The organism is Psychrobacter sp. 1U2 (assembly GCF_051847575.1).
Window position 1 is genome coordinate 1 of the sequence record NZ_JBPYDC010000392.1, and the last position, 1,133, is coordinate 1,133.

The 1,133-nt window shown below is 41.7% G+C and carries 2 pseudogenes; both read left to right on the forward strand.

Annotation, left to right across the window (positions count from 1 at the left end):
- Positions 1–715, forward strand: a pseudogene (locus tag ACS8FD_RS16070) (hypothetical protein); the annotation flags it as partial.
- Between the two features lie 109 nt (positions 716–824).
- Positions 825–1,133 (forward strand): annotated as a pseudogene (locus tag ACS8FD_RS16075) (EAL domain-containing protein); the annotation flags it as partial.

Here is a 1,133-nt window from a genome sequence, read left to right on the forward strand (position 1 = left end):
CATTGGTGGTTTTAATAACATTCATTATAAAGTGGCTGGTGCAAAGAGCTTAGTAGACTTGATAGCTGCCAGAGAGTTGGCAGTTGAGCAGCTGCCACGCTATGATACACAGCCCAAGAAGGGCGATACACAGGGTGTCCTTGAAGTAGAGGTAATTGATAGCACAGACATAGCATCACAGATGAGAGTCTTACATTTATTGTCTCCAGAAGATTTAGTGGTGCCACTGTCAAAGACAGATGATGAGGCGAAAGGACAACGATCAAGCTTGCCCAAAGCAGACATATTAGACGCCGAGACGGACAGTAGCGACACACTTAATATAGCACCGCCACCACTTAGTTTTATGAGTCTGTTATTGTTGCAATATTCACATAATGACAGCAAGTGTAAATGGTCAATGGGTATGGTACGCTGGCTCAATCTTGATAATAAACCTATTGAGGTTGAATGGCAGGTACTTGGGCATGTACTGACAGCTTGCGCTTTACGTTTGGATATTAGAGACCATCGTGGCCAAAGCTTTATGCCAGCTTTCATGGTGGCTGGCGATGAGAGCTTACAGACAGAGTTTAGCATTATAGTGCCTTCTCATCATTTCCAAACCAATGACAAAGTCATGCTGCGTATCAATGACAAACAAAAAACACTCTGTTTACAGCAATGTTTACTAAATAGTGAAGAGTTTAGTCAGTATAAAGTGATACAGATTTAGCTGGATAAGATTGCTACAATCAATACTTTTATACAAAATTAAGCATTGCTCAAGTCCAATCATAATCTAGTATACTGTCACGACGGTTATAAGAATAAAAAGGCCTATTATGCGTACCAAATCTGTCCTAAATCTCCTAGTTATAGACGAAGATCAGCTTTATGCCGAGCGTTTAGTCAGCTTATTATCTGCTTACTACGATGAAGTTAATCTTGGGTTTTTGGATGATAGAGAGGAGCTATTAAAGTCACTACGTCAACAGTGGGACGTCTTGGTATTTGGGCGCGCCTATGACTTAAGCTTCACCGATGTCGTTGGTATCGTGCAAGAGCAAAACCTTGATCTCCCCATCATTGGTCTGATGAGTGATGAGATGGCGAGTACTGGTCGTAATGACGATGGTTTGCCCTCAGTCATA